The 6,269-nt window shown below is 75.1% G+C and carries 5 protein-coding genes and 1 pseudogene; 5 read left to right on the forward strand and 1 reads right to left on the reverse strand.

Annotated features, from left to right (window positions below):
- Window positions 1-49: 49 nt before the first annotated feature.
- The gene (locus DQW06_RS13675) at window positions 50-769 is read right to left on the reverse strand and encodes a nuclear transport factor 2 family protein (RefSeq protein ID WP_117198583.1); all 720 of its coding nucleotides are present in this window, start codon (window positions 767-769) and stop codon (window positions 50-52) included.
- Window positions 770-977: 208 nt separating this feature from the next.
- On the opposite strand from DQW06_RS13675, the pseudogene DQW06_RS13680 reads away from it, so the two are divergent.
- The 5 genes and pseudogenes from DQW06_RS13680 (at window position 978) to DQW06_RS13700 (ending at window position 6,025) form a co-directional block, all read left to right on the forward strand.
- Window positions 978-1,903: pseudogene (locus DQW06_RS13680) on the forward strand (oxygenase MpaB family protein).
- Between the two features lie 140 nt (window positions 1,904-2,043).
- Complete coding sequence (locus DQW06_RS13685; RefSeq protein WP_013153456.1) at window positions 2,044-2,262, forward strand: DUF3099 domain-containing protein; 219 nt, start codon at window positions 2,044-2,046, stop codon at window positions 2,260-2,262.
- A 134-nt stretch (window positions 2,263-2,396) separates the two neighbouring features.
- Window positions 2,397-2,933 (forward strand): GNAT family N-acetyltransferase, encoded by a 537-nt coding sequence (locus DQW06_RS13690; RefSeq protein ID WP_071622208.1) that lies wholly within the window; start codon window positions 2,397-2,399, stop codon window positions 2,931-2,933.
- Between the two features lie 230 nt (window positions 2,934-3,163).
- Window positions 3,164-4,654 (forward strand): aminopeptidase P family protein, encoded by a 1,491-nt coding sequence (locus DQW06_RS13695; RefSeq protein WP_013153454.1) that lies wholly within the window; start codon window positions 3,164-3,166, stop codon window positions 4,652-4,654.
- A 213-nt stretch (window positions 4,655-4,867) separates the two neighbouring features.
- Window positions 4,868-6,025, forward strand: coding sequence for a glycerol dehydrogenase (locus tag DQW06_RS13700; protein ID WP_013153453.1), 1,158 nt, complete (start codon window positions 4,868-4,870; stop codon window positions 6,023-6,025).
- The last annotated feature ends 244 nt before the right edge of the window (window positions 6,026-6,269 follow it).

The raw sequence follows: 6,269 nt of genomic DNA on the forward strand, positions 1-6,269 counted from the left end.
CTCGGTGACCCCGCCGGCCGGCACGGTCACCGAGGGCGCCGGGCGTTCGTCAGGACTCGGCCGCGCACCAGTCGATCATGACGGCGGTCTCCCCGCCCACGACCCAGCCGTCGTGCCCGGGCGGGATGAAGACGACGTCGCCCCGCCCGAACTCGCGCTCGGTTCCGTCGTCCATGCGGCAGGCCAGGGAGCCCGAGACCATGTAGCCGCAGTGGGTCCTCATGCAGCTGTCCGTGCCCTGGAGGGGCCGCAGGTGCTCGGACCAGCGCCAGCCGGGCATCAGCGTCAGACGCGTGACCGCCCGTCCGCCGACGCGGACGACCTCCATACGCCCCCGCTCGAACTCCTGGGTCTGCTCGGCCCCGTCGAACCGGGCCCCCTGGGGGGCGTCCACGGACCCCTCGTCCCAGGCCTGGACCACGGACTCGTGCACGATGCGCCCGTCCCGCAGGTCCAGCATGGCCATGCTCATGACCTTGCCGCCGTCGGGGTAGGTGCACCGCTCGGTGACGGCGACGTGCTCGCCGTCGGACACGCACTGGAGCACCTCATGGGTCATCTCGCGCGAACAGACGTCCCGCAGGGCCTGCCCGATCTCCTCCCTGCCGCGCAGGACCGTCGGGGCGCTGGGAGGGGTCCGCCGGTCGATCATCTCCATCCGGGCGTCGTCGCTGTACTGGGCCACCATCGCCTCGGCGTCGGCCGACTCCACGGCACGGACGTACCGGTCGGTGTCGAAGGACGGGTGGGCCTGGGGTGGGGCGGACATGGCTCGCCTCCTCGGCTCCCGGTGACCGCCCGCGGACCGGGCGGTCCCACTACCCAGACTGCTCCCGGGCCACCTCCCGGTTCGCCCAAGGCCCGGTCACGAGTCGGCCGCGTCGCGGACCCGCCGGGAGTCGGGGGAGCACCGGACCTATCGTGGAGGTGCAGAGCCGTCACGGTGCGAACTCCCCCCGCAGCCCGTAGGAGACCGGATGCAGCCGACCGTCGCCGCCCCCGAGAGCGTCACCTGGAAGATCCACCTGGACCGGTCGATGTGGGTGGCGGGCGTGCGCGCCCTCATGCTCCAGGCCCTGCACCCCGTGGCCATGCAGGGGGTGTGGCAGCGCTCGGACTTTCGCTCCGACCCCACCGGCCGCCTGATGCGCACCGCCCACTTCGTGGCCGTCACCACCTACGGCAGCCCCGCCGGGTGCACCGCGCGCTGTCCTTCACCGACCCGGCCACCGGCCGCCCGCACCGGGTGGACCAGCACGACCTGCTGGTGTGGGTGCACTGCGCGGAGGTCTCCTCCTACCTGGAGAACGCGGTGCGCGCGGGCGTCGCGCTGACCGCCCGCGACGCGAACCGCTACCTCGACGAGCAGTCGCACACGGCCGCCTACGTGGGCCTGTCGCGCGAGGACGTGCCGCGTTCGGTCGCCGACCTGCGCCGCTACCTGGCCTCGGTCCGGCCCGTCCTGCGCGCCACCCCCGAGGCCCGGCAGGCGGTGCGCTTCCTGCTGTGGCCCAAGGTGCCCGAGCGCCTGTCCTGGCTCGCCCCGCTCAAGCCCCTGTGGTTCCCGGTCGGCGCCCTGTCCTACGCCACCCTGCCCGCGTGGGCGCGCCGCGCCTACGGGATCCTTCCCGAGGCCCCCGGCGGGGACGCGGCGGCCACCGCGTCGCTGCGGGCCCTCAGAGCGGTGCTCAACCGGGTGCCCGAGCGCTACTACAACCTCCTCTTCGACGAGGCCACCGTGCGCAGCGCCGAGGAGGCCAGGCAGCGGCTGCTGGAGGCCGGGTACGAGATCGAGAACGGGTTCCGGTCGATGCGCGCCCGCACCCTCTTCCGGGCGCCCTCCGCGCCCGCCGGGGAGCCCTCCCCGCCGCCAGCGGACGACCGGGCCGCCGCGGGGGCCTGAAGGCGGGCTCGCGGTCCGGACGCGCAGGGGCCCGCGCCCGGCTCCGGCACGGGCGGTCGCGCCTTCGCGGGGCTGGCGGCCCGGGCCGGGACAGCGCCCCGGGTAGCGTGGAGGGGTTCCCGTGGACCGAGGGGGCCGCGATGAAGCGACGCGTACGCCGGTACAGCCTCGTCATGGGAGCGTGCCTGCTCCTGTTCGCCGGAGCGCTGCCCGTCTACTACCTCTTCGGCGCGGGATGGGCGGTGGCCATGTGCGCGGTGGCGGCCGTCCTGCCGCCGGTGGCCGCGGCCCTGGGCAGCATCGCCGACCCCGACGACCCGGAGGACCGCGACAACAGGTACGGGCCCAACGCCGACTGACCGACCGCGCCGGTCCGGCGGGGCGCACGGCCCGCGTCGCAGGTCCGATGATCCGACGCGTAGTATTCCGGCGGAACCGGGCACCGCGCGCCGACACGGCGGCGGGAGGCCCCGTCGGCCACGGGGAGGAACGCGTGACAGAGACCAGTGCCGAAGGCGTCGCGGCGGACCCGCGGACCAGCGCGGTCCGCATGCTGCGCGTGCGCCACGACGACCCGCGCGTGCGGGGGCTGCTCGACGGCCTGCTGGAGGAGTACACCGAGCGCTACGGTGCCGAGGGCGCGGCCGACGAGCTCGCGCGCTACCCGGTGACCGAGTTCGCCGCTCCCCACGGCCGTCTCGTACTGGCCGAACTGGACGGGGAGATCGTCGCCGGAGGGGCCGTGCGCCCCTACAAGAAGGACCGGGCGGCCATGGCCGACACCGCCGAGTTCAAACGCGTCTGGACCTCGGGGCGTCACCGCCGCCTCGGACTGGCCAGCCGGGTGATGACCGCCCTGGAGGAGGCCGCCCGCGACCTCGGCTACACCCGGGTCCTGCTGTTCACCGGTCCCGCCCAGCCCGAGGCGGTCGCCTTCTACACGCGGATCGGCTACCGGCCGGTCGACCCGGCCGACATCGACGAGCTGCCCCACCGCACGGCCATCCCCTTCGCCCACGACCTCGTGTGAGGAGGCGGGCGTCCCGGGACCGGAGAGGCCTCCCCTGAGGCGGTGCCCGGGGTCGTGGCCGTCCCCGGCGGGCGCCGGTGCGGCCCGCCGCGCCGCCGCCGGAGGGGCCGGACGCGTTATGGCTTCCGGTATGTCCGCGCGACGGCCGCACCCCGGGGCCTCCCCGTACGATGGGTGGCCAGGGCCGCCACAAGCGGCCGCGACGCCCGACCCGCGAGGAGACGCACGACGTGAGCGAGCAGCAGCGCCCCCAGGACGAGACGAACGCCCCCGTGTTCAGTCCCCGCAAGAACGGGCAGGCGCAGTCGGTCTCCGACGAGCTCGCCGCGTGGATGACCACCGGGTGGGCCGACACCGAGCGTCGCGACCTGGAGCCCGTCGAGCAGGCCGGGCACACCGCCCGCCGCCGCGCCGCGCTCAGCGCGGCCTTCCCCGGTGACCGCCTGGTCGTCCCGGCCGGGCAGCTGCTCACCCGCTCCAACGACACCGAGTACCCGTTCCGGGCGGCCACCGACTACGCCTACCTCACCGGCGACACCTCCGACGGCGGCTGCCTGGTGTTCACGCCCCGCGCCGAGGGCGGGCACGACGTGGTCCTCTACCTCAAGCCCCGCTCCAACCGCGACAACGGCGAGTTCTGGCTGGGCGGCTACGGCGAGCTGTGGACCGGCCGCCGCAACAGCCTCTCCGAGGCCGCCGACCTGCTGGGCGTGGCCACCGCCGACGTGACCACGCTGTCCGGCGTGCTGCGCGCGGGCGGCGCGACCACCCGCATCGTGCGCGGCCACGACGCCGAGCTCGACGCGATCGTCGACGGTCTGCGCGCCGACGCCGACGAGGAGGCCCGGGCCAAGTACGCCCAGCTCGACGAGGACCTCTCCGTCACGCTGGCCGACCACCGCCTGGTCAAGGACGAGTGGGAGATCGCCCAGCTCCAGCTGGCCGTGGACGCCACCGTGCGCGGCTTCGGCGACGTCGTCGAGGCGCTGCCGCAGGCCAAGGACACCTCCGAGCGGTTCATCGAGGGCACGTTCTTCCTCCGCGCCCGGGTGGAGGGCAACGACGTCGGCTACGGCACCATCGCGGCCTCCGGCGCCAACGCCACCACCCTGCACTGGACCCGCAACGACGGCCCGGTGCGCGAGGGCGACCTGCTGCTGCTGGACGCGGGCGTGGAGACCACCACGCTGTACACCGCCGACGTCACCCGCACCATGCCGGTGTCGGGCACCTTCACCGACGTGCAGCGCCGCGTCTACGACCTGGTGTACGCCGCCCAGGAGGCCGGTATCGCCGCCGTCGCCCCGGGCAGGCCGTTCGTGGCCTTCCACGAGGCCTCCCAGCGGGTGCTCGCCGAGGGCCTCGTCGAGTGGGGCCTGCTGGAGGGCCCGGTCGAGCGCGTCCTGGAGCTGGGCCTGCAGCGCCGGTACACCCTGCACGGCACCGGCCACATGCTGGGCATGGACGTGCACGACTGCGCGGTCTCGCGCCAGGAGGTCCACCTGTACGGGGACCTGGAGCCGGGCATGGTGCTCACCGTCGAGCCGGGCCTGTACTTCCAGCCCGACGACCTGACCGTCCCCGAGGAGCTGCGCGGCATCGGCGTGCGCATCGAGGACGACGTGCTGGTCACCGAGGAGGGCCGCACGGTCATGTCTGCCGCTCTGCCGCGCTCCTCCGCCGAGGTCGAGGCCTGGCTGGCCGAGCGCCTGCCGCGCTAGCCCTTCCCCGCACACGACGACGGGACCGCCTCCTCGGGGGCGGTCCCGTTTCCGTTGTCCCGGGGAGCGGGGGGAACGGTGGCCGCTGGGGGCGCAACCCCGCCCTTCTCGCGCCCAAGAGTGGCCCATGCCTCGCCACAGCACGTTTGGGCAGGTGGGTGCGCGGCCAGCGGGGAGGGGGAGGGCAATCCACCGAGGAGGAGGTTCCACCCCATGGCAGAGCACACCCGAGGAACCCGGCCGCGCGTCTTCGCCTCGCCGGGGCGCTACGTCCAGGGGCGGGGCGCCCTGGCCCGGCTGGGCCCGCTCGTCTCCGACCACGGCTCCCGCCCGCTCGTCCTGGTCGACGACGTCGTCCGCGGACTGACCGAGGACGTCCTCACCGCCTCCTTCCGCGAGGCGGACCTGCCCCTGGTCTTCGAGGGCTTCGGCGGCGTTCCGACCAGGGCCGAGGCCGAACGCGTCTCCGGGACGATCCGGGACGGGGGCCACGACGTGGTCATCGGCCTGGGCGGCGGGGCCGCGATCGACACCGCCAAGGCCGCGGGGGACAACACGGGAATCCCGTGGGTCAGCGCGGCCACGGTGGCCTCGACCGACGCGCCCACGTCGGCGCTGTCGGTGGTCTACACCGAGTCCGGGGCGTTCGAGTCCTACCGCTTCTACGACCGCAACCCGGTGCTGGTGGTGGTCGACACGCAGTTCGTGGCCGAGGCGCCCACCCGGTTCCTGGCCGCCGGGGTCGGCGACGCCCTCGCCACCTGGATCGAGGCGCGCGCGGTGGAGCGGGCGCACAGCGCGAACATGGTGGAGGGCCTGCCGACCCGGGCGGGCACGACCCTGGCGCGCCTGTCCTGGGACATCCTGTGGGAGTCGTCCCTGCCCGCGCTGGAGGCGGTGGACCGCGGCCTGGTGACCCCGGACGTGGAGGCCGTCGTGGAGGCCACCACGCTGCTGTCCGGCCTGGGCTTCGAGTCCGGCGGGCTGGCCGCCGCGCACGCGGTGCACGACGGGCTGACGGCGGTGGACGAGACGCACCACCTCGCCCACGGCGAGAAGGTCAACATCGGCTCGCTCACCCAGCTGCTGCTGGAGGGCGCCCCGGCCTCGGAGGTGGACGACTTCGCGCGGTTCACGGCCCGCGTGGGCCTGCCGACCACCCTGACCGAGGCGGGGCTGGGGGACGCGGACGACGAGGTGCTCGACCGGGTCGTGGCCGCGGCGACCGCGCCGGAGGAGACCATCCACAACCTGGCGTTCACGCCCTCGGCCCGGGACGTGCGCGACGCCCTGCGCGCGGTGGAGGCGGTGGGCCGCCGCGCCCGCCGCGAGGCCGGGCTCGGGGAACCGCAGGCTCCCGGGGCCCACTGACCGCTCGCGGGACCGGGCCTTCGGTCCGGGGCGGCGGACCCCGTCCAGGGGACCCCGGGCAGGCGGCTGAGGAACAGGTGCGCGCGGCCCGGGTCCCCGGCAACGGCGCCCGGGTGCAGCACCTCGGCACGAGGGGGCCGCACACGGGACGCGCCCGTTCGTGGACCAGGGCCTCTGCGGCCGCGATGCCGCGCTCGTGGGTGAGCCGAGGAGGGCGCCGTCGGGGTCGGGCGCGGGGGGGGGG

The sequence above is a fragment of the Nocardiopsis sp. TNDT3 genome, assembly GCF_003427465.1.
GTDB lineage: Bacteria > Actinomycetota > Actinomycetes > Streptosporangiales > Streptosporangiaceae > Nocardiopsis > Nocardiopsis dassonvillei.